Below are 18,758 nucleotides of genomic sequence, written 5' to 3'. Positions count from 1 at the left end.
GCAATTGCCACAGCCTACACACTTTGCCCGGCCGCATAGCCCGACGCCCAGGCCCACTGGAAGTTGTAGCCGCCCAGCCAGCCGGTCACGTCCACCGTCTCGCCGATGAAGTACAGGCCCGGCACCTTGTTCGCCATCATGCTCTGCTGCGACAGCTCGCGCGTGTCCACGCCGCCCAGCGTCACCTCGGCCTTCTTATAGCCTTCCGAACCGGTCGGGGTAATGCCCCAGCGGTTGATGGCGTCGCCCAGCTTGCGCAGTTTCGCATCGGCCATGTCGGCCAGGCGCGCATCCGGCGCGAAGCCATTGGCGCGCAGCAGGCCCTCGGCCAGGCGCGCCGGCAGCCACTGGGCCAGCACATTGCCCAGCTGTTTCTTGACCGTGTTCTTGGAGGCGATCAATTCCTCGGCCATGTCCATGTCCGGCAACAGGTCCAGCACGATCGGCGTGCCCGGCTGCCAGTAGCTCGAGATCTGCAGGATCGCCGGTCCGGACAGCCCGCGGTGGGTGAACAGCAGGTCTTCACGGAAATGGCCGCGCTGGGCCCTGGCCTTGCCCTTCGCCTTGGGGTCGCCCGTGCTCACCTCGACTTCGAGCGCGATGCCGGCCAGCGGCGCAAAGGCTTCCCAGCTGGGCCCGTCGAAGGTCAATGGCACCAGGCCCGGGCGCGGCTCGACCACCTGCAAGTCGAACTGCCGGGCGATGCGGTAGCCGAGGTCGGTAGCGCCGATCTTCGGGATCGACAGGCCGCCGGTGGCCACGACCACGCTCGCGCAGTCGATGTCCCCACCTTCGGCCACGATGCGAAAACCCGTTGCGGTTTTCTCGATGTCGCCGACCTTGCACGGCATGCGCCAGGCGACGTCGCCGGCGGCGCATTCGGCGCGCAGCATGCCGATGATCTGCTCGGATGAATCGTCGCAGAACAGCTGGCCCTTGTGCTTCTCGTGGTACGCGATACGGTGCTTCTTGACGAGGCCAAGGAAATCCTGGGGCGTGTAGCGCGACAGCGCGCTGCGGCAGAAGTGCGGATTCTGCGACAGGAAGTTGGCCGGGCCGGCGTTGAGGTTGGTGAAATTGCAGCGCCCGCCGCCGGAGATGCGGATCTTCTCGGCCAGCCGGGTGGCGTGGTCGAGCAGCACCACGCGCTTGCCGCGCTGGGCCGCGACCGCTGCGCACATCATGCCGGCGGCGCCTGCGCCGATCACTGCTACGTCGTATTGTTTTGCCATGCCCTGCCGTGTCCGCGAATCGCCAAACCGGCCATTGTATACGCTTGGCGCCCGGGAATGAAGTTGCCGGCTAGCGCGGCGGGCTCATGGCAAGCTTCACCCGCGCAATGCGCGCGCCACCTGCACGCAATGCGCCACCTGGGCCACGATCGGGGCCGGCACCGGCACCTCGCCGCGCAGGGCGGCGGCGATCCAGGCGGCGGTGGTGGCGGCATCGCGCGCGTCCGGCACCTCGGCCAGCAGGTCGGTCGGCGCCTCGCGCTCGGCCAGCACGCTGCGCTGGCCTGCATGAAACCAGTCGATGCGCGGCGCGCGGTGCGGATGGGCGACGGTCTCGCCCTCGGTGCCGCGCATCAGGAAGGCGTCGCCGCGCGCGGGCGGGGCCGCCGTCGTGAAATACGCGCCCAGGGTTTCCAGGTACTCGGGATGGGTATAGGACACCAGGCGCAGCGCCGGCCCCTCGAACGGTTGCAGGATCTTGACCAGGGTATGGGTGGAATTGCGCACGCCCAGGATGCGGCGCAGCGACAGCATGCGCGCCAGTTGCGGCGCCAGGCGCTCGATCGGCATGAAGGCGGGGCGCCCCCTGGCCGCGGCGTCCAGCACCTCGGCGCTGGAACCGGCTTCGGCCAGGCCCAGCTCGGCCAGGATCTCGGCCGTGGTGATGCGGCCCGGGTCGCTGCGCACGCCATGCACCAGCACCGGCACCCCTTCGCGCGCCAGCAGCAGGGCCAGCAGCGGCGTCAGGTTGGCCAGCTTGCGGGCGCCGTTGTAGCTCGGGATCAGGACCGGCGCGAACGGGCCGGGCGGCGCCGGCAGCGGCGCGAACGAGTGCTCCGCCGCATCCATGAAGCCGGCCAGCTCCTCCACCGACTCGCCCTTGATGCGCATCGCCAGCAGGATGGCGCCCAGCTCCAGGTCGGAGACCCGCCCTTCAAGCATGGCCGCATACAGGGCGCGGGCATCGTCGCGCGCCATGCTGCGCGCGCCTTTCACGCCGCGTCCGATTTCCTTGATGAAGGGGGCTGCGGCAAATGCTTCGGTGTGCTTGTCCATGACGCAAGCATACAACGTCGCCGTGCCGGGCGTGCGCGATCGGCGGACTTTGTGCAGATGCAGCATTTTCGGACTACACTGCTTGTTCCCTCCAGAAATCACAGCATCATGATCAACACGCCTGCCATTGAAAATACCAACGTCAGTTCGTTCGCGCAGATGCCGACGCCGACCGAACTCCACGCCACCCTGCCGCTGAGCGAGCGCGCCTTTGCCACCGTGATGGCCGGGCGCGAAACGCTGCGCAACATCCTCGACCGCAAGGACAAGCGCCTGTTCGTCGTGGTCGGACCCTGCTCGATCCACGATCCCGAAGCCGGGCTGGACTATGCACGCCGGCTCAAGGCGCTGCAGGCGGAAGTGGCCGACACGATGGTGCTGGTAATGCGCGTGTATTTCGAGAAGCCGCGCACGACCACCGGCTGGAAGGGCTATATCAACGACCCGTTCATGGACGACTCGTTCCGGGTCGACGTCGGCATGGAGCGCGCGCGCCGCTTCCTGCTCGACGTATGCGAGCTGGGCCTGCCCACCGCCACCGAGGCGCTGGACCCGATCTCGCCACAGTACCTGGGCGACCTGATCGCCTGGACCGCGATCGGCGCGCGCACCACCGAGTCGCAGACCCACCGCGAGATGTCGTCCGGCCTGTCGACCCCCGTCGGCTTCAAGAACGGCACCGACGGGGACGTGAGCATCGCGGTCAATGCGGTGCTGTCCTCGTCCAAGCCGCATGCCTTCCTCGGCATCAACGGCCAGGGCAATGTCGCGATCGTGCGCACCAGCGGCAACGCCTACGGTCACGTGGTGCTGCGCGGCGGCGGCGGGCGGCCGAACTACGATTCGGTCTCGGTGGCGATCGCCGAAGGAGCGCTGAAGAAGGCGGGCCTGCCGGCCAATCTGGTGGTGGACTGTTCGCATGCGAACAGCTACAAGAAGCCTGACCTGCAACCCCTGGTGATGTCGGACGTGATCCAGCAGATCCGGCATGGCAACCGCTCGCTGGTGGGGGTGATGATCGAATCGAACATCGTCAGCGGCGCGCAGGAGATCCCGGCGGATCTGTCGCAGCTGAAGTATGGCTGCTCGGTGACCGATGGCTGCATCGGGTGGGAAGAAACGGCGCAGATGTTGCGGGCGGCGCACCGGGAGCTGTTGCAGCGGCCGTAAGCTTCGCCGCATCGGCCATGCGTGACGTGGCGTAGGGTGGGCGGGTCTTCCCGCCCACGCGGTCATCGTTATCAGCAAGATCATCCGGCACGAAACCGGATCCGTTAGCGATCACCGCGTGGGCGGAGAATCCGCCCACCCTACGGTACAATGGCGGATTCCGCTCTACCTCTCTCTTCCCCCCATGATTGTCCTCGGCGTCGAATCCTCCTGCGATGAAACCGGCCTGGCTCTGTACGACACCGAGCGCGGCCTGCTGTCCCATGCCCTGCACTCGCAGGTGGCCATGCACGAAGAGTACGGCGGCGTGGTGCCGGAACTCGCCTCGCGCGACCACATCCGCCGCGCCCTGCCACTGCTGGACGAGGTGCTGAAGCGCGCCGCCATCCCGATGGATGCGATCGACGCCGTCGCCTACACCCAGGGCCCGGGCCTGGCCGGCGCGCTGCTGGTCGGCTCCTCGGTCGCCTGCTCGCTCGCGCTGGCGCTCGACAAGCCGGTGCTGGGCGTACACCACCTCGAGGGTCACCTGCTTTCCCCGCTGCTGGCCAGCGAGCGTCCGGACTTTCCCTTCCTCGCCCTGCTGGTCTCGGGCGGCCACACCCAGCTGATGCGGGTGGATGGCGTCGGCCGCTATACCCTGCTCGGCGAGACGCTCGACGACGCCGCCGGCGAAGCCTTCGACAAGTCGGCCAAGCTGCTGGGCCTGGGCTACCCGGGCGGTCCCGCCATCTCGCGCCTGGCCGAGTTCGGCGACCCCGCCGCGTATACCCTGCCGCGCCCGATGCTGCACTCGAAGGATTTCAATTTCAGCTTCTCGGGCCTGAAGACGGCCGTGCTCACCGTGGTCAGGAACCACGAAGAGCAGGTGGTAGCCAACATCTGCGAGCAGGACAAGGCCAACATCGCGCGCGGCTTCGTCGACGCCATCGTCGAGGTGCTCACCGCCAAGTGCGTGAACGCGCTGAAGCACACCGGCCTCACGCGCCTGGTGATCGCCGGCGGCGTCGGCGCAAACCGCCAGTTGCGTGCATCCCTGAACGCGGCCGCCGCCCGGCGCCGCTTCAAGGTGTACTATCCGGAACTGGAATTCTGCACCGACAACGGTGCCATGATCGCCTTCGCCGGCGCCATGCGCCTCGAGCGCAACCCGGAGTTGGCGCAGCGCGACTATGCGTTCAACGTGCGTCCGCGCTGGCCGCTGGACGAGCTGGAAGCCGCTTGAAACCACGCATGCATCCATGCCTGGCGCATTGAACTTGCAAGCCTGACATCGATCCTACCGTGTGACCGCCGCTTGCCAAACGGTGGCAAACTCCGGCGGTTGAGTACGAAGGAGCGGATGCAATGCGTGTTGTAAGTTGGAATATTCACTGGGGTTGCGGCAAGGATGGACGGATCCGCATCCACGCGATCATCGACGTCCTGCGCCGCCTGAACCCGGACGTCGTGTGCTTGCAGGAAGTGGCGGCGAACCATCCGGAACTCGATGGCAGCGCCAGCGCCAACCAGTTCAAGCAGCTGGGCGGCGCGTTCGGCGGCTACCACATGATGGAGCATGCTCCGAGTGAACTCTACAAGAACAACTCGCCGCGCCTGTTCGGCAACCTGATCCTCTCGAAATACCGCATCTCCCAGGTGCACCGCCACCTGCTGCCCTGGCCGGCCGATCCCGGCCATCCGGCCGGCATGCCGCGCGGGATGCTGGAAACCGTGATCGACGCACCCAGCGGCAAGCTGCGCCTGATGACCACCCAGCTCGAATACTACTCGCCGCTGCAGCGCATGGCCCAGGTGCGCCGCATCCGCGAGCTGCATGCGGAAGCCTGCGCGCGGGCACGCATCTTCCAGCCCGACCCGAACCTGGATGCACCCTACCAGCTGGGCTTCCGCCCGGCCTCCGCCATCCTGTGCGGCGACTTCAAGCTGGTGCCGGACGACGAGCACTACCGTGCACTGCTGGCGCCTTTCGAGGAAAACGCACCGGCCTTCCTCGACGCCTGGCGGGTCGCGCACGGGAGCGTGGCGCGCGCGCCGACCACCGGCCTGCACGGCTATCCCTGGCCCGAGCGGCCGGAATGCTACGACCATTTCTTCGTCACCGAAGACCTGGCGCCGCGCGTGGCGACGGTCGAGGTGCAGTCCGAGACGGCCGCCTCGGACCACCAGCCGGTGCTGCTGGAACTGCGCTGAGCCCCTCGCCGGGAACTACTGCTGCGCGGGCGCCTCGGGCTGCGCCGCGATGTCGCGCAGCGCCCGCTCGAACACTTCCGGCGGCTGGCCGCCCGAGATCAGGTGGCGCTGGTTGATGATGACGGCCGGTACCGAATGGATGCCGGCGCGCTGGAAGAACTGCTCGCGCTCACGCACCTCGTCGGCATACGCGTCGCTGCCCAGGATGGCGGCGGCGCGCTCCCGGTCCAGGCCCGCGCGCTCGGCGGCGCGCAGCAGCACCTCGTGCTTGCTGGGATCTTCGCAGTTGGTGAAATACGCTTCGAACAAGGCCATCTTGAGGTCGCGCTGGCGCCCTTCTTCCTCGGCCCAGGACAGCAGGCGGTGGGCGTCGAAGGTGTTGTAGATGCGCCCGCGTCTTTCCATGTCGAAGGTGAAGCCGACATCGCGCCCGCGCTGGCGGATCATTTCGCGGCTGTTGGCCTGCTGCTCGATGGTCGCCCCATATTTCTCGGTGATGTGCTCGACGATGTCCTGGCCGTCCGGCCCCATGTCCGGGTTCAGCTCGAAGGGCTGGAAGTGCAGGTCGGCCTCGAGCTCGCCCTTGACGCGCGCCAGCGCCAGCTCGAGCGAGCTGAGGCCGATCGCGCACCAGGGGCACGAGACGTCCGATACGAAATCGATTCTGAAATGCTTGCTCATGAGCTGCCACCTTTCCTGTTCGCGCTGTTCACGCTCTCGTGATTGCGGCACCACGGTGCCCGGTGGCGATATGGTAACGCGATGCGCCGCCTGCCGTGGCGCGCATCGTTGTTGGCCTGCTGCGCCTACTTCTTCTTGGCCGCGGCCGCCTTGCTGCCGATCTTCGATTCCTTGCCGGCCATCAGGTTGGCGATGTTGTTGCCATGGCGGTAGAGCAGCAGGATGCTCATCGCCGCCACCGCGAACAGGATCTCGTCGGCGCCGAACAGCAGTCCATAATAGAAGGGAGCGAACACGGCAGCCACCAGCGCCGCCAGCGAGGAATAGCGGAAGGCATAGGCCACGATCAGCCAGGTGGCCAGCGTCGCCAGCCCCAGCCAGACGTTAATCCCGAGCAGCACGCCGAGCGCGGTCGCCACGCCCTTGCCACCCACGAACCTGAAGAACACCGGCCACAGGTGGCCCAGGAAGACGGCGATGGCGACCAGCGCAATGCCGCCCTCTTCCAGGCCGAACTGCGGCCCGAAGTGGACCGCCAGCCAGACCGCCAGCCAGCCCTTGGCGGCGTCGCCGACCAGGGTCGCGATCGCGGCCTTCTTGCTGCCGCTGCGCAGCACATTGGTCGCGCCCGGGTTCTTCGACCCATAGGTGCGCGGGTCGGACAGGCCGAAGGCGCGGCTCATCACGACGGCGAAGGAAATCGAGCCGACCAGGTAGGCGGCGATGGTGGCGATCAGGGTGTTCATGTCTCTCTCAGGCGTTGTTCTGGTCGGTATGGAGGCCGGGCGCTCGGACTATACACAGCGCCGATGCATTTTGGCAATTCGCATGTGGCGGACATTACTCGGCAAGGGCGCACTGCACCGGCCGCGCACCGAGCACCTCGGTCAGCACGGCGGGCGCGATCCCCACCAGGTAGCCGCGACGGCCGCCATTGATATAGATCTTGTCCAGGGCCAGCACCGAGGCTTCCACATAGACCGGCATCGCCTTGCGAATGCCGAAGGGCGAGGTGCCGCCAACCAAATAGCCCGAATGGCGCTGCGCCACGTCCGGCTTGCACGGTTCCACCGACTTGCAGGGAATCGCGCGCGCCAGGTTCTTGGTCGAGACCTTGCAGTCGCCGTGCATCAGCACGATCAGGGGCCTGGCCGCCTCGTCCTGCATCACCAGGGTCTTGACGACATCGTGCTCGGGCACCCCGAGTGCGAGCGAGGACACGGCGGTGCCGCCATGCTCTTCATACTCGTAGGGATGCTCGCTGAAGACCACGCCATGCTTGCGCAGGAACTGGGTCGCGGGGGTCTCAGAAACGTGCTCTTTCTTGGCCATGCGTGGTACGCTAAAGACGAACATAAGGGGTTTCTATTATGCAGCAAGAAATTCGCTTTGCCACCTTCAATACCTTCAACCTGGCCCCACCCGGCATGCGCTGCTACGAGAACCTCGCGCCCTGCACGCCCGAGGAATACGACGCCAAGCTGGAATGGACGGCGCGCCAGGTCGACCTGCTCAATGCCGACGTCATCGGTTTTCAGGAGATCTTTTCCCAAGCCACCTTGCGCGACGTGCTGGCCCGCACCCGCCGCTACCGCGACGCCGTGCACCTGGGCTTCGACCCCGACCCGGAAGCGCCGCGCCTGACCCCGAGCGTGGCCCTGGTCTCGCGCCTGCCGGTGCTGAGCCATGGCCGTGCGCTGTCGATGTTTCCCGAGAACGTGGCGATGCCGCCCGGCAGCCGCGATCCGGACCGCTTCACGCGCGCGCCGCTGCATGCGGAAGTCGAACTGGCGCCGGGCATCGTGGTGGATGTCATCGTCGTGCACCTGAAATCGCGCCGCCCCGACTACCGCAGCAGCGACACCGGCGAAGACCCGAACCTGTACGCGCTGGCCTGCCTGCGCTCGCTGATCCGGCGCGGCACCGAGGCGACCGCGCTGCGCGTGCTGCTCACCGACATGGCGCGCGACAAACAGCGTCCGCGCATCGTGCTGGGAGACTTCAACGATGTCGCCGATTCGGTCACCACCGAGATCGTGCTGGGCGAAGGCGCGCCGCTGGGCGAACGCATGTTCGATGCGGCGCGCCTGCACATGCACCAGGATAAGCTGCGCAATGTCGGCTTCTCGATCGTCCACGAGAGCCGGCACTCGACCATCGACCACATCCTGGTGTCGCAGGAATTCAACCCGGTGCTGCCCGATGCGATCGGCGAGGTGGCGGACGTGGTCTACCTCAACGACCACCTCGACCTGGGCCTGCCGGAGGCCTCGGACCACGGCCAGGTGCTGGCGCGCCTGCGCCTGTATCCGCAGGCGGTGGCTTCCAGCGGAAGGCTGGACTGAAAAGGCGGGATTTCCCACCGATCGTGACATTTCGCGCATTACTGCGCAGTCTGCTTCGCTACACTGCTGTTCCAGTCCGTGACGGAGAAGCAGATGTTATCGAAGGCCGCCATCAGCCGTATTGCCGAGGAACTGCTCGACCAGGCCCGCGCCAGCAGGTTCGGGGTCACCGATCCGTCCGGCGTGCCGGTGCCGCCCATCTACCGCAACCGCGACATGGCGGCCCTGCCCCCCGGACTGCAACTGGAAATCGTCAACAAGGCCAACTGGGCAGTCGGCACCAGCGCCGCCTTCATCCTGCTCGTGCTCGTCCTGCTGGGCATGCTGGTCCTGGCCTACGCGCTGGCCCCGCTCGTGCTCGGCATGTCGCTGCCCTTCCCCGCCATGCTCCTGTTCGTCCCGCTGGTGCCGCTGGTGCAGGTGGGACTGGCGCGCTGGATGGCCAGGCGCATCGCGCGGCTGGTGGCAGCGGACTGGCCGGTGCCGGTACGGCTCTAGGCCCGGCCACCGCCATCATGGCGGCAGCGGCGCTTGCGCAGTGCCGGCAGTTCGCCCTGCCAGCGATCATGGCCGTCGCGCCGGAACCAGATGCCGTCGTAGCCCCCGCCCTCTCCTTCGCCCCAGGGCAGCCTGGCCAGCGTGGCGCCGACGATCGCACCCCGCATTTCGTCGCGCTCCAGCGCATTCCAGGCCTGCCGCCATGCCGCCCGTCGCATCCGGCTGGCGCGGCCGGCGCGCGATCCTTATGTTAACAACATGCGCAAGGAGCTCCACCCTGCTTCCAGGACGGAGCCCGCGCGCGAAGCATTCCGGCCGGCCCGCCGGCGCCTGCCTCAGGCGGCGTCCTGCGGGACCGGCTCGTCCTGGCCGGTGCCGGCCTCTTCGTCCAGCCCGCCCTCGGGCGTCTCGCGCTTGGCTTCCTGCTTGCGCCGGGCTTTTTCTTCCGCCTTGCGCTTCTTCTCGAGCTCGCGTTGCCGCTTTTCGTATTGGAAATTGGTTCGTGCCATGTTCACCTCGTTGCTGTGGATGGGATGGTGCTACCCTGTGCTGCGCCATTATGGCCGACTGCCGGCGCCGCGGCTTGCCTTAACCACGCGGGTGATGCTGGGCGTGCAGGTGCTTCAGGCGTTCGCGCGCAACATGCGTGTAGATCTGGGTCGTGGAAATGTCCGCGTGTCCCAGCAACAGTTGTACCACGCGCAGGTCGGCGCCGTGATTCAGTAGATGGGTCGCGAACGCGTGGCGCAGCGTGTGTGGCGACAGCGGCCCCTGGATGCCGGCCTTTTGCGCGTGTTTCTTGATCAGGATCCAGAACATCTGGCGCGTCATCGCACCGCCCCGTCCGGTGACGAACAGGGCGTCGTCGACCTGGCCGTTGAGGATGATGCCGCGCGCATCCTTCAGGTAGCGCTCCAGCCACAGGCGCGCTTCCTGTCCGAAAGGGACCAGGCGGGTCTTGCTGCCCTTGCCGGTAATGCGCAGCACGCCGTCGTTGAGGCTGACTTCGACCAGCTTGAGCGCCACCAGTTCCGACACCCGCAAGCCGCTCGCATACATCAGCTCGAGCATGGTGCGTTCGCGCAGGCCGAGCGGGGTGGAGACGTCCGGCGCGGCCAGCAGCGCCTCCACCTGGGCCTCGCTCAGCGTATGCACGAAGCGCAGCGGCTGGCGCGCGGAGGCCATCTTGAGACAGGGGTCCTGGTCGATCTGGCTGCGGCGCAGGGCCAGGCCGTAGAAGCGCTTGAGCACCGACAGCCGCCGGTTGGCCGAGCTCGGCCGTGTATCGGCGTGGCGCTCGGCGAAATAGGCGGCAATGTCTTCCGGCTGCACCGCCAGCAGGCCGCTGCGCCCCGGCCGCCTGGCGGCCAGCCAGCCGGCGAACAGTTTCAGGTCGCGGCGGTAGGCATCGAGCGAATTCCTGGCCAGCCCCTGCTCCAGCCAGAGGGTGTCGCAGAACTCGTCGATCAGTCCCAGATCGCTTGCTGCTGCCATGGCGATGCGGTGGCGCCTTCGTGGCGCAGCAGCCAGCGCTTGACGGACAGGTGGAAGCCGTTCTCGTCGTCCTGGTTGGAGAAGCCGCCCAGGCCGCCCGCAGCGGTCACGCGGTGGCAGGGATTGATCAGGGGGAAAGGATTGGCGCCGCAGGCCTGGCCCACCGCGCGCGGGGCCGAGCCGATCAGCTTGGCCAGTTGGCCGTAGGTCTTGACGCTGCCGCGCGGGATGGCGCCGATCGCTTCCCATACCCGGCGCTGGAAGGCGGTGCCGGCCTCGTACAGCGGCAGGTCGAAGCGGAAGTCCGGATCCGCCAGGTAGTGGGCGACCTGGCGCGCAGCCAGCTCGGCCGCCGCGCAGTCGGCGGCTTTTTCCGCGAACGCGGGCGGCAGGTAGACCAGTTCGCGCAGGCGGCCGTCGGCGCTGCGGATGCCGATCGCGCCGAATGCCGCGGGAACGATCGCGTTGAACAGAGTGCTTGCCTGGTCGGTCTTCATCCCCGCATCTTAACCGCTCGCATGGCGCGTCGCCAGTCCCGGCGACGGCGGCGGACGAAAAAAAAGCGCACCGCGGTGCGCTTCAATATGGGTCACGTTCCCGGCCATTTAGCGGTGCCAACGGCTTCTGTAAAACGTGCGTCTCCTCGATTTGTCTCCGGTATGGACTACCGTGATGTTATCTACACTCCCCAAAAACGGCATGTTCTGTACGCGCACGCACCATCCGGGTGCGGCAGGGTCCCCATCATAACGCAAGCGCCGGGGTCTCGCGTATCTTTTTGACCACAGCACCGATATTTTATGCCGGTGGAAAGTGCAGGAAGACAAGCGCCTAGTCGGCCTCCGCTTCGCGCCGGATCGCACGTACCACGTCGCGCCCGATGCGCGCGTCCATCTGTGTATACACGGGCTGCATGGCGCGCCGCCACGCCGCCTGCTGCTGCGCACTGAGCCGGTGGATGGTGGTGCTGCCCGCCTGGCGGATCTTTTCCAGCGCCTCGTCGTTGGTGCGCTGGGCAATGGCTTTCTCGTAGGCGGTGGCCTCCTGCATGGCCCGTTCCAGGGTCCGGCGCAGCCCGCGCGGCAGGCCATCCCAGAATTTCTTGTTGACAATCACCGCATACCCGAGGTAGCCATGGTTCGACACCGTCAGGTGGCGCTGGTAGGCGTGCATGCCCTGGGTGTACATGTTCGAGGGTGTGTTCTCGGTGCCTTGCACCACGCCGTCGCGCAGGGCGGGGGCCGTGTCCGAGAATGCCAGCGCGAGCGGCTGGGCGCCGAGCGCGCGCATCTGCGCATCGAGCACCCGGGAGGCCTGGATGCGCATGCGCAGGCCGCGGAAGTCGGCCGGCGCCAGCAGCGGCTGGTTGGCAGACATGATCTTGAAGCCATTGTCCCAGTATGCCAGGCCGGTGATGCCCTTCGGCTCCAGCCGGCGCAGCAGCTCGCGCCCGATGCGCCCTTCAGTCACCCGGTACAGGGCGGCCTTGGAAGGAAAGATATAGGGCAGATCAAACGCTTCGAATTCCCGCACGCCCAGCGGCGCGAACTTGGCCAGCGAAGGCGCCAGCATCTGCACCGCGCCCAACTGCAGGGCCTCGAGTTCCTCGCGGTCCTTGTAGAGCTGGCTGTTGGGGTAGACTTCCACCCGCACCCGGCCGCCCGTCATCTCCTCGGCCAGCTGGCGGAAGCGCTCGGCCGCGCGGCCCTTCGGCGTGTCCGGCGCCACCACGTGGCTGAACTTGATCACGATCGGCGCCCGGGATTGCGCGCTGGCGCCATGGGCGGCGCCGGCCAGCAGCAGGACGGCAAGGAGGCGGATCGGGAAGGTGCAGCGCTTCATCTGGGTGGGAACGGAATATGATGGGTGGGAACAATCCTGTCTCCCTTGGCCCGACAGTGTAACGAAAACCGGAGTCTTATGAAATTTCCGTTCACCCAGCCGCCGGCGCAGCGCGCGCGCTCCTCGCGCTGGCTGGTGCCGGTACTGCTGGTGCTGCTGTTCCTGGCGGTGCTGATCTGGCTGCCCTGGCAGGCGCGCCAGATGGAAGCCACCGAGCGTCAGGAGCAATTGATTGCAGATACGCTGTGGGTCGAGCAGACCCTGCGCTTCGAGCTGGCGCGTAGCGAGGAAGCGCTGGGCGCGCTGGCGGCCGACCTGGTGGCGCGCCCGCCCGCGCCGGAAGCCCTGCAGGCGCGCCTGCGGCAGATGTTCAGCAACGGCCACGAACTGGTGCGCGTCAGCTGGTACGGACCGGACGGCGCGCTGCGCGAGACCCACGGGGCCGCGCCCCCCGCCGCCCTGCCCGCCGCGACCCTGCTCGCGGCCCAGGTCGCGGGCGCCACCCGCAGCGGCCGCTACAGCGAGCCGTATGGCGCCTCGGCCGCCACGCCCGGCCTGCTCGACTACTATTTGCCCCTGTATGCGAACGGCAAGCCGGCCGGCAGCCTGGTCGCCACCTACAGCCTGCAGGTGCTGCTCGACGAAACCGTGCCCTGGTGGTTTGCCCAGGACAATGCCCTGACCCTGCTCGACCGCGACGACCATGCGGTGGCAAGGCGCGCGGCCGGCGGACCGGGGCGCGGCGTGTACACCCACCGCCGCGAGCTGGACCTGCCGGGCGCGCTGGTGGTGCTGTCCACCGACAGCGTCAAGCGCGCCCCCCAGCTGCTGCCGAACCTGCTGGTGGGCTCGGTGATCGTGCTGGCCCTCGGCCTGGTGCTGAGCCTGGCCACCCTGTGGCGCCACATCTCGCGCACGCTGGCGGCAGAGAGCGCGTTGCGCCAGCAGATGGCCTTCCGCACGGCGATGGAAAACTCCTTGATCACCGGCCTGCGCGCGCGCGACCTGGAGGGCCGCGTCACCTATGTGAACCGGGCCTTCTGCGAGATCGTCGGGGTACCGGCCGAGCAGCTGGTGGGACGCAAGCCGCCGATGCCCTACTGGGCGCCGGAAGTGCTTTCTGAATACGAGGAGCGCTTCCAGAGCGTGCTGTCGGGCACGGTCGTGCCCCAGTTCGAGACCGTGTTCCAGCGCCCCGACGGCCAGCGGGTGCCGGTGCTGGTGTACGAGGCGCCGCTGGTCGATGCCGACGGGCGCCAGACCGGCTGGATGAGCTCGATCCAGGACATCACCGACCGCAAGCGCGCCGAGGAACTCAACCGCCAGCAGCAGGAAAAACTGGAAACCAGCGCGCGCCTGGCCACCATGGGCGAGATGTCCTCGATGCTGGCGCACGAGCTGAACCAGCCGCTGGCGGCGATCTCGAGCTATACGGCCGGTGCCCTCAACGTGCTCGAACGCAGCACCCAGGCCGGCGAACCGGTGAACACCGGCAGGCTGCGCCATGCGCTGGAACAGGCGCGCCAGCAGGCCCAGCGCGCCGGCCAGATCATCCGCAGCGTGCACGAGTTCGTCAAGAAGCGCGAGCCGCGCCGCGAACCGGTGACGATCCAGGACGTGGTCGAGGGGGTGCGCGCGCTGGTCGAACTGCAGGCGCGCCAGGCCGGGGTGGCGCTGCGCGTGGAACTGCCGCCCGGCCTGCCCAGGGTGGAGGCGGACCGCCTGATGCTGGAGCAGGTGCTGCTCAACCTGACCCGCAACGCGGTCGAGGCCATGCATGACACCCCGCTGGCGCAGCGCGTGCTGCGCATCGCCGCCGCCCACGCCGACGGCATGGTGACGGTGTCGGTGATCGACCGCGGCCACGGCATCGCGCCGGAAGTGGCGGCCGGCCTGTTCTCGCCCTTCTATTCGACCAAGCTCGACGGCATGGGCATGGGGCTGTCGATCTGCCGCACGGCGATCGAATTCCATGGCGGCACCCTGAGCCACGCGCCTAATCCGGGCGGCGGCACCGTGTTCAGCTTCGCGCTGCCGGTGCAAGCGGCGGGCGGGGCGCTGGGCTAAAATCCCCCTGCGGCGCTTGCCGCGACCACGACACGGAGACCCGCCCCATGCTGCACATCGTCGACGACGAAGATGTCATTCGCGACGCCCTCGCCTGGCTGGCGCAATCGCGCGGCCTGGAGGCGCGCGGCCATGCCGGCGGCCAGGCCTTCCTGGATGCCATCGCCGCCGCCGGCGAACCGGATCCGCAGGGCGACTGCGTGCTGCTGGACGTGCGCATGCCCGACATGAATGGCATCGCGGTATTTGACCAGCTGGTAAAAAACGGCCTGAGCGCGCGCCTTCCCGTGATTTTCCTCACCGGTCACGGCGACGTGCCGATGGCCGTCGACTCGCTCAAGCGCGGCGCCTTCGATTTCTTCGAGAAGCCCTTCAACGACAACGTCCTGATGGACCGGGTCGAAGAGGCGCTGGCCGCCTCGCGCAGGGCGCGCGAAGCGGCGCTGGTGCAGGCGCGCCTGGCCACCCTGTCGGCGCGCGAGCGCGAAGTGCTGGACCTGATCCTGGCCGGGATGATGAACAAGGTGGTGGCGGACAAGCTCGGCATCAGCATGCGCACGGTCGAGGTGCACCGCGCGCACATCTTCGACAAGATGCGGGTCAAGACCGCCGTGGAACTGGCCGGCCTGCTCAAGTAGGGTGCGCGGCCAGGCACTCCATTGTGTCAGGCAAGCGTCCCTGCCATTTGCCGGAAGCCTTGTAGAATGGACCGGAACCCGCCGCGCCTGTCTCCGTTGCGGCGACGGTGCAATTGCATTTTGGGAATTCTCATGAGCGAAAAGACAGTTGCAGACAAGATGTTCCTGCGGACGGCGAAATCGATGCTGATCCTCAACGGCCAGGCCAATCCCGGCGCCACGGCGCAGATGCCGCAGCAGATCGTGCAGGAAGGCGACGGGCCCTTCGACGTGATTCTGATGTTCGTGCTCAACCGCAAGGAACTCGAGCACTACCTGCCGATCGCCAAGGAGCGGCTGGGAGACAAGGGTTCGCTGTGGATCGCCTACCTGAAGCAGACCGCATCGAAGGCCACCGACATCAACCGCGATTCGATCAACGCCTATGCCAAGGAAAACGGCATCACGGCGGTGGCGATGATCTCGATCGACGGCGACTGGTCAGGCCTGCGCCTCAAGCGCATCGAGTGACCCAGCGGGCGCCAGCCCATGGCGCGCCAGTGCCCAGGCCACGTGCTCGCGCACCAGGGGCGAAGAATGACCGGCGCGCGCGCGCAGCGCCGCCACGATCGCGGCATCGCCCTTCCCCGCCGGGCTGGCGGCGGCATTGCCCAGCCCGACCGCCAGGTTGCGCAGCCAGCGCTCGTGGCCGATGCGACGGATCGGACTGCCTTCCATGCGGCGGTTGAATTCCTCTTCTTCCCACCCGAACAGCGTGGCCAGGCTGGCGCCGCCCAGGCCGTTGCGCTCGTCGAAATCGGGCAGTTGCGCGCGCTGCGCGAACTTGTTCCACGGGCAGGCCAGCTGGCAGTCGTCGCAGCCGTAGATGCGGTTGCCGATCAGCGGTCGCAACTCCTCGGGAATGCTGCCCTTGAGTTCGATGGTGAGATAGGAAATGCAGCGCCGCGCATCGAGCCGCCCCGGTCCCAGGATGGCCTGGGTTGGGCAGACCGTGATGCAGGCCTGGCACCCGCCGCAATGGGCGCCGGTGGGCGGATCGCTAGGTAACGGCAGGTCGACCAGGATCTCGCCGATGAAGAAGGTGGAGCCGGCCGTGCGCGAGAGCAGCAGCGTGTGCTTGCCGCGCCAGCCGAGGCCGGCTTTTTCCGCCAGCGGCAATTCCATCACCGGCGCCGAATCCGTGAACACGCGGTAGCCCAGTTCGCCCACCAGCGCCTTCACGCGCTCGGCCAGCGCCTGCAGGCGGTTGCGCAGCACCTTGTGGTAGTCGCGGCCGCGCGCATACACCGAAACCACGGCGGCACCCGGCTCCAGCTGGCGCGCGCTTTCCTCGTCGCGCCAGTGTTCACCCCGGTCCCGGGGCAGGTAGTCCATGCGCGCGACGATGGCGCGCACCGTGCCCGGCACCAGTTCGCCGGGGCGGGCACGCTTCATGCCGTGGCTTGCCATATAATCCATCTCGCCATGGCAACCGGCGTCCAGCCAGGCCTGCAGTCCGGCTTCCGCATGCGCCAGGTCGACGTCGGCGATGCGCAGCTCGGCGAAACCGAGTTCCGCGCCCCAGGTCTTGATGGTGCGGGCAAGTGCGTGCAGGTCGGGAGAAGGTGTTGGCATGGCAAATGGAACGATGCGGCCCAAGGTGCCGCCTAACCCGTTATTTTATTCGATGCAGCCTTTCAAAGCCTACCTGGCAGACGAATCCGCCACCGCCGCCCTCGGCGCGGCGCTTGCCCGCGCGCTGCGGCCCGGCCTGGTAATCTACCTGCACGGCGACCTCGGTGCCGGCAAGACGGCGCTCACGCGCGCCCTGATCCAGGCCGCCGGCCACCGCGGCACCGTCAAGAGCCCGACCTATACCCTGTCCGAACCCTACCGGGTGCAGATCGACGGCCAGCCGGGGCAGGTCATCCACTACGACCTGTACCGCATGTCCAGCCCCGAGGAATTTCTCGACGCCGGCTTTCGCGAGGATTTCGACGGGCAGAATGTCTGCATCGTCGAATGGCCGGAAAAGGGCGCGCCGGTGTTGCCCCCGCCCGACGTACGGGTCTTGCTCAATGTCAGCGGTCTCGGGCGTGAGGTAGAATTGCAGGCGTTGTCTCAACCAGGCCTGCTATGCCTCGACCGTCTCGCCTATCCTCCGCCTCCCTGAGCGCCCGTTCGCCTCGCCGCCGCACCCTCCTCAAGGCCGGCGGCACGCTGCTGCTGTCCGTGGTTGCGCCGCTGCCCGCCAGCGCCGCCCAGATCCTGGCCGTGCGGGTCTGGCCCGCGCCCGACTACACCCGCGTCACGCTGGAAAACGACAGTATTCTGGCGACCGAGCATTTCCTCGTGCCCGATCCGCCGCGCCTGGTGGTGGACATCAACGGCCTGGCCCTGAACGACACCTTGAAAAGCCTGGTCGCGAAGGTCGAGCCGAACGACCCCTACATCAAGCAGGTGCGGGTCGGCCAGAACCGGCCGAACGTGGTGCGCCTCGTGTTCGACCTGAAGGAAGCGGTCAAGCCCCAGGTGTTTACGCTGGCGCCGGTGGCTGGCTACCGGCACCGCCTGATCTTCGACCTCTACCCGACCCAGCCGGTGGACCCGATCGCGGCCCTGATCGAAAAGGGAGAATGGAGCACCGGCGACACGGCCGCCGCCGCCGGCGGCGCCAACCCGGCCTCGCCCCTGCCGGCCACGCCGCCGGCCCAGACCGGCGTCGGCCCCGATGCGATCGCCAAGCTCGAATCCGAGATGTCGGCCCTGGACGGCACGCCGCCGCCCCAGGCCGTGCAGCCGACGCCCGCGCGCGGGGCCAAGGCGCCGGCGCCGAAGGTGGTGCGCATGGTGACCATCGCGCTCGACCCCGGCCACGGCGGCGAAGACCCGGGCGCGATCGGCGCCAACGGCAGCCGCGAGAAGGACATCGTGCTGGCGGTGGCCAAGCGCCTCAAGGCCAAGCTGGAACAGCTGCCCAACACGCGCGTGATGCTGACCCGCGACGGCGACTATTTCGTGCCGCTCGGCCAGCGCGTGCAGAAGGCGCGCAAGGTGCAGGCCGACCTGTTCGTGTCGATCCATGCCGACGCCTGGATCTCGCCGACGGCGCGCGGCTCCTCGGTGTTCGTGCTGTCGGAAAAAGGCGCCAGCTCGAGCGCGGCGCGCTGGCTGGCGAACGACCAGAACAAGGCCGACCTGATCGGCGGCGCCAACTTCGCGGTGCAGGACAAGCAAATCGCCAGCGTGCTGTTCGACCTGTCCACCACGGCCCAGATCAACGACAGCCTGAAGGTCGGCAAGGCGGTACTCACCGAGATCGGCGGCATCAACCGCCTGCACAAGGCCGCCGTCGAGCAGGCCGGCTTCGCCGTGCTGAAAGCGCCTGACATTCCCTCGATTCTGGTGGAAACTGCCTTCATCTCGAACCCGGAGGAAGAAGCCAGGCTGCGCGACGACGGCTACCAGAACCAGCTGGCCGAGGCCATCACCAAGGGCATCAAGCGCTACTTCGCCGACAACCCGCCGATGGCCAAGAGCCGCCAGACCTGACTGCGACGACA

21 protein-coding genes are annotated in these 18,758 nt (G+C 67.6%); 10 read left to right on the top strand and 11 right to left on the bottom strand.

The features are described from left to right. Positions 1-14: 14 nt before the first annotated feature. Together LE190_RS00190 and ybiB are read right to left on the bottom strand one after the other, a co-directional pair. Positions 15-1,232 (bottom strand): BaiN/RdsA family NAD(P)/FAD-dependent oxidoreductase, encoded by a 1,218-nt coding sequence (locus tag LE190_RS00190; protein WP_225236830.1) that lies wholly within the window; start codon positions 1,230-1,232, stop codon positions 15-17. Between the two features lie 96 nt (positions 1,233-1,328). Next, positions 1,329-2,288 (bottom strand): DNA-binding protein YbiB, encoded by a 960-nt coding sequence (gene ybiB / locus LE190_RS00185; RefSeq protein WP_225236829.1) that lies wholly within the window; start codon positions 2,286-2,288, stop codon positions 1,329-1,331. Between the two features lie 111 nt (positions 2,289-2,399). Here ybiB and LE190_RS00180 point away from each other — a divergent pair, with 111 nt between their 5' ends. The 3 genes from LE190_RS00180 to LE190_RS00170 all read left to right on the top strand — a co-directional run bounded on the left by LE190_RS00180 (position 2,400) and on the right by LE190_RS00170 (position 5,651). Next, positions 2,400-3,458 carry a 3-deoxy-7-phosphoheptulonate synthase gene (locus tag LE190_RS00180; RefSeq protein WP_225238018.1) on the top strand — a complete coding sequence of 353 codons (1,059 nt, stop codon included), beginning with the start codon at positions 2,400-2,402 and terminating at the stop codon, positions 3,456-3,458. A gap of 184 nt (positions 3,459-3,642) precedes the next feature. Further along, positions 3,643-4,683, top strand: coding sequence for a tRNA (adenosine(37)-N6)-threonylcarbamoyltransferase complex transferase subunit TsaD (gene tsaD, locus LE190_RS00175; protein ID WP_225236828.1), 1,041 nt, complete (start codon positions 3,643-3,645; stop codon positions 4,681-4,683). A gap of 122 nt (positions 4,684-4,805) precedes the next feature. Further along, positions 4,806-5,651, top strand: coding sequence for an endonuclease/exonuclease/phosphatase family protein (locus LE190_RS00170; RefSeq protein WP_225236827.1), 846 nt, complete (start codon positions 4,806-4,808; stop codon positions 5,649-5,651). Between the two features lie 15 nt (positions 5,652-5,666). Here the strand turns inward: LE190_RS00170 and LE190_RS00165 are convergent, their stop codons facing one another. The 3 genes from LE190_RS00165 to LE190_RS00155 all read right to left on the bottom strand — a co-directional run bounded on the left by LE190_RS00165 (position 5,667) and on the right by LE190_RS00155 (position 7,664). Continuing rightward, positions 5,667-6,332, bottom strand: a complete 666-nt coding sequence (locus tag LE190_RS00165; protein WP_225236826.1) for a DsbA family oxidoreductase — start codon at positions 6,330-6,332, stop codon at positions 5,667-5,669. Between the two features lie 125 nt (positions 6,333-6,457). Then, entirely contained in the window at positions 6,458-7,078 is a 621-nt protein-coding gene (plsY, locus tag LE190_RS00160; RefSeq protein WP_225236825.1) for a glycerol-3-phosphate 1-O-acyltransferase PlsY, read from the bottom strand. 94 nt (positions 7,079-7,172) lie between these two features. Further along, a complete protein-coding gene (locus LE190_RS00155) occupies positions 7,173-7,664 on the bottom strand; it encodes an aminoacyl-tRNA deacylase (RefSeq protein WP_225238017.1) in 492 nt (163 codons plus the stop codon). Between the two features lie 38 nt (positions 7,665-7,702). Here LE190_RS00155 and LE190_RS00150 point away from each other — a divergent pair, with 38 nt between their 5' ends. Beyond that, positions 7,703-8,677: an endonuclease/exonuclease/phosphatase family protein gene (locus tag LE190_RS00150; RefSeq protein WP_225236824.1), complete on the top strand. Its 975-nt coding sequence runs from the start codon at positions 7,703-7,705 to the stop codon at positions 8,675-8,677. Positions 8,678-8,770: 93 nt separating this feature from the next. Next, positions 8,771-9,175, top strand: a complete 405-nt coding sequence (locus tag LE190_RS00145) for a hypothetical protein (protein ID WP_225236823.1) — start codon at positions 8,771-8,773, stop codon at positions 9,173-9,175. On the opposite strand, the gene LE190_RS00140 is transcribed toward LE190_RS00145, so the two are convergent. From LE190_RS00140 to LE190_RS00120, 5 genes are all read right to left on the bottom strand, one after another. Beyond that, positions 9,172-9,342: a hypothetical protein gene (locus tag LE190_RS00140; RefSeq protein WP_225236822.1), complete on the bottom strand. Its 171-nt coding sequence runs from the start codon at positions 9,340-9,342 to the stop codon at positions 9,172-9,174. The genes LE190_RS00145 and LE190_RS00140 overlap by 4 nt on opposite strands. Before the next feature lie 168 nt (positions 9,343-9,510). Next, the gene (locus tag LE190_RS00135; protein ID WP_225236821.1) at positions 9,511-9,684 is read right to left on the bottom strand and encodes a hypothetical protein; all 174 of its coding nucleotides are present in this window, start codon (positions 9,682-9,684) and stop codon (positions 9,511-9,513) included. Between the two features lie 79 nt (positions 9,685-9,763). Then, positions 9,764-10,669, bottom strand: coding sequence for a site-specific tyrosine recombinase XerD (gene xerD, locus LE190_RS00130; RefSeq protein ID WP_225236820.1), 906 nt, complete (start codon positions 10,667-10,669; stop codon positions 9,764-9,766). Further along, positions 10,642-11,166, bottom strand: coding sequence for a methylated-DNA--[protein]-cysteine S-methyltransferase (locus LE190_RS00125; protein ID WP_225236819.1), 525 nt, complete (start codon positions 11,164-11,166; stop codon positions 10,642-10,644). Before LE190_RS00125 ends, xerD begins: the two co-directional genes overlap by 28 nt. 334 nt (positions 11,167-11,500) lie before the next feature. Next, positions 11,501-12,511, bottom strand: a complete 1,011-nt coding sequence (locus LE190_RS00120; RefSeq protein ID WP_225236818.1) for a TRAP transporter substrate-binding protein — start codon at positions 12,509-12,511, stop codon at positions 11,501-11,503. A 78-nt stretch (positions 12,512-12,589) separates the two neighbouring features. On the opposite strand from LE190_RS00120, the gene LE190_RS00115 reads away from it, so the two are divergent. The 3 genes from LE190_RS00115 (at position 12,590) to LE190_RS00105 (ending at position 15,726) form a co-directional block, all read left to right on the top strand. Then, complete coding sequence (locus LE190_RS00115; RefSeq protein ID WP_225236817.1) at positions 12,590-14,578, top strand: two-component system sensor histidine kinase NtrB; 1,989 nt, start codon at positions 12,590-12,592, stop codon at positions 14,576-14,578. 47 nt (positions 14,579-14,625) lie between these two features. Then, on the top strand, positions 14,626-15,216 hold the full coding sequence (locus LE190_RS00110) for a response regulator transcription factor (protein WP_224947927.1): 591 nt from the start codon (positions 14,626-14,628) through the stop codon (positions 15,214-15,216). 132 nt (positions 15,217-15,348) lie between these two features. Further along, a complete protein-coding gene (locus LE190_RS00105) occupies positions 15,349-15,726 on the top strand; it encodes a DUF3052 family protein (protein ID WP_225236816.1) in 378 nt (125 codons plus the stop codon). Here the strand turns inward: LE190_RS00105 and queG are convergent. Continuing rightward, a complete protein-coding gene (queG, locus tag LE190_RS00100) occupies positions 15,697-16,830 on the bottom strand; it encodes a tRNA epoxyqueuosine(34) reductase QueG (protein ID WP_225236815.1) in 1,134 nt (377 codons plus the stop codon). The genes LE190_RS00105 and queG overlap by 30 nt on opposite strands. Before the next feature lie 52 nt (positions 16,831-16,882). Here queG and tsaE point away from each other — a divergent pair, with 52 nt between their 5' ends. After that, complete coding sequence (tsaE, locus tag LE190_RS00095) at positions 16,883-17,368, top strand: tRNA (adenosine(37)-N6)-threonylcarbamoyltransferase complex ATPase subunit type 1 TsaE (protein WP_225236814.1); 486 nt, start codon at positions 16,883-16,885, stop codon at positions 17,366-17,368. Further along, positions 17,332-18,747: an N-acetylmuramoyl-L-alanine amidase gene (locus tag LE190_RS00090; protein WP_225236813.1), complete on the top strand. Its 1,416-nt coding sequence runs from the start codon at positions 17,332-17,334 to the stop codon at positions 18,745-18,747. Before tsaE ends, LE190_RS00090 begins: the two co-directional genes overlap by 37 nt. Positions 18,748-18,758: the final 11 nt, after the last annotated feature.

Source organism: Massilia hydrophila (assembly GCF_020208145.1).
GTDB classification, from domain to species: domain Bacteria; phylum Pseudomonadota; class Gammaproteobacteria; order Burkholderiales; family Burkholderiaceae_D; genus Telluria; species Telluria hydrophila.
The sequence above is the reverse complement of the archived record's forward strand: the minus strand, read 5'-3'. Positions and strand labels throughout refer to the sequence as shown.

Excerpts from the sequence above, each read along its gene's own strand:
- LE190_RS00190 (WP_225236830.1), bottom strand. The coding sequence starts at position 1,232 with ATGGCAAAACAATACGACGTAGCAGTGATCGGCGCAGGCGCCGCCGGC.
- ybiB (WP_225236829.1), bottom strand. The coding sequence starts at position 2,288 with ATGGACAAGCACACCGAAGCATTTGCCGCAGCCCCCTTCATCAAGGAA.
- tsaD (WP_225236828.1), top strand. The coding sequence starts at position 3,643 with ATGATTGTCCTCGGCGTCGAATCCTCCTGCGATGAAACCGGCCTGGCT.
- LE190_RS00170 (WP_225236827.1), top strand. The coding sequence starts at position 4,806 with ATGCGTGTTGTAAGTTGGAATATTCACTGGGGTTGCGGCAAGGATGGA.
- LE190_RS00165 (WP_225236826.1), bottom strand. The coding sequence starts at position 6,332 with ATGAGCAAGCATTTCAGAATCGATTTCGTATCGGACGTCTCGTGCCCC.
- plsY (WP_225236825.1), bottom strand. The coding sequence starts at position 7,078 with ATGAACACCCTGATCGCCACCATCGCCGCCTACCTGGTCGGCTCGATT.
- LE190_RS00155 (WP_225238017.1), bottom strand. The coding sequence starts at position 7,664 with ATGGCCAAGAAAGAGCACGTTTCTGAGACCCCCGCGACCCAGTTCCTG.
- LE190_RS00150 (WP_225236824.1), top strand. The coding sequence starts at position 7,703 with ATGCAGCAAGAAATTCGCTTTGCCACCTTCAATACCTTCAACCTGGCC.
- LE190_RS00145 (WP_225236823.1), top strand. The coding sequence starts at position 8,771 with ATGTTATCGAAGGCCGCCATCAGCCGTATTGCCGAGGAACTGCTCGAC.
- LE190_RS00140 (WP_225236822.1), bottom strand. The coding sequence starts at position 9,342 with ATGCGGGGTGCGATCGTCGGCGCCACGCTGGCCAGGCTGCCCTGGGGC.
- LE190_RS00135 (WP_225236821.1), bottom strand. The coding sequence starts at position 9,684 with ATGGCACGAACCAATTTCCAATACGAAAAGCGGCAACGCGAGCTCGAG.
- xerD (WP_225236820.1), bottom strand. The coding sequence starts at position 10,669 with ATGGCAGCAGCAAGCGATCTGGGACTGATCGACGAGTTCTGCGACACC.
- LE190_RS00125 (WP_225236819.1), bottom strand. The coding sequence starts at position 11,166 with ATGAAGACCGACCAGGCAAGCACTCTGTTCAACGCGATCGTTCCCGCG.
- LE190_RS00120 (WP_225236818.1), bottom strand. The coding sequence starts at position 12,511 with ATGAAGCGCTGCACCTTCCCGATCCGCCTCCTTGCCGTCCTGCTGCTG.
- LE190_RS00115 (WP_225236817.1), top strand. The coding sequence starts at position 12,590 with ATGAAATTTCCGTTCACCCAGCCGCCGGCGCAGCGCGCGCGCTCCTCG.
- LE190_RS00110 (WP_224947927.1), top strand. The coding sequence starts at position 14,626 with ATGCTGCACATCGTCGACGACGAAGATGTCATTCGCGACGCCCTCGCC.
- LE190_RS00105 (WP_225236816.1), top strand. The coding sequence starts at position 15,349 with ATGAGCGAAAAGACAGTTGCAGACAAGATGTTCCTGCGGACGGCGAAA.
- queG (WP_225236815.1), bottom strand. The coding sequence starts at position 16,830 with ATGCCAACACCTTCTCCCGACCTGCACGCACTTGCCCGCACCATCAAG.
- tsaE (WP_225236814.1), top strand. The coding sequence starts at position 16,883 with ATGCAGCCTTTCAAAGCCTACCTGGCAGACGAATCCGCCACCGCCGCC.
- LE190_RS00090 (WP_225236813.1), top strand. The coding sequence starts at position 17,332 with ATGCCTCGACCGTCTCGCCTATCCTCCGCCTCCCTGAGCGCCCGTTCG.